Here is a 474-nt window from a genome sequence, read left to right as displayed (position 1 = left end):
GGCAGGCCCTCCCGGGTCGGCCGGGCCACCAGGCGCCGGCCGTCGCGGTAGCGCACCTCCGGCTCGGTCTCCAGCGCCGCCTCGTGCTCGAGCCGGCCGACGAGGACCGCGACCGGTGCGCCGTCGAGGCACTCGACGTACTGCGCGTGCAGGAACGGGTTCTCCTGGTGGGCGGTCTTCAGCAGACCGGCCACCCCGCCCAGGCAGGCCAGCCGCTCCCGTTCGGTGTCCGTGCCGGCGGCCCCGACCAGCGCCACCTGCACCAGCACCGGACGCCGCACACCGCTCCGCAGGATCTCCTGGAGCAGCGCGAACACCCGCCCGACGACCTCGCCGTACCGGCCGTCCAGCGATCCGTCGTCGACGGCCACGAAGTGACAGGCGGTGCCCGCCGGCAGCGCGGCCCGCAACCCGTCGTACTCCCCGGCCTCCGGCCGGCCGAGCACCACGACGTGACGCTCGGCGAACACCCTT

1 protein-coding gene is annotated in these 474 nt (G+C 75.5%); it reads right to left on the bottom strand.

The genetic code is table 11. From position 1 onward, the window contains the following. On the bottom strand, positions 1 to 474 hold a 474-nt coding region (locus tag UK12_RS41920), incomplete at both ends, for a hypothetical protein (protein ID WP_045306914.1).

This window comes from Saccharothrix sp. ST-888, assembly GCF_000955975.1.
Taxonomy (GTDB): domain Bacteria; phylum Actinomycetota; class Actinomycetes; order Streptomycetales; family Streptomycetaceae; genus Kitasatospora.
The sequence above is the reverse complement of the archived record's forward strand: the minus strand, read 5'-3'. Positions and strand labels throughout refer to the sequence as shown.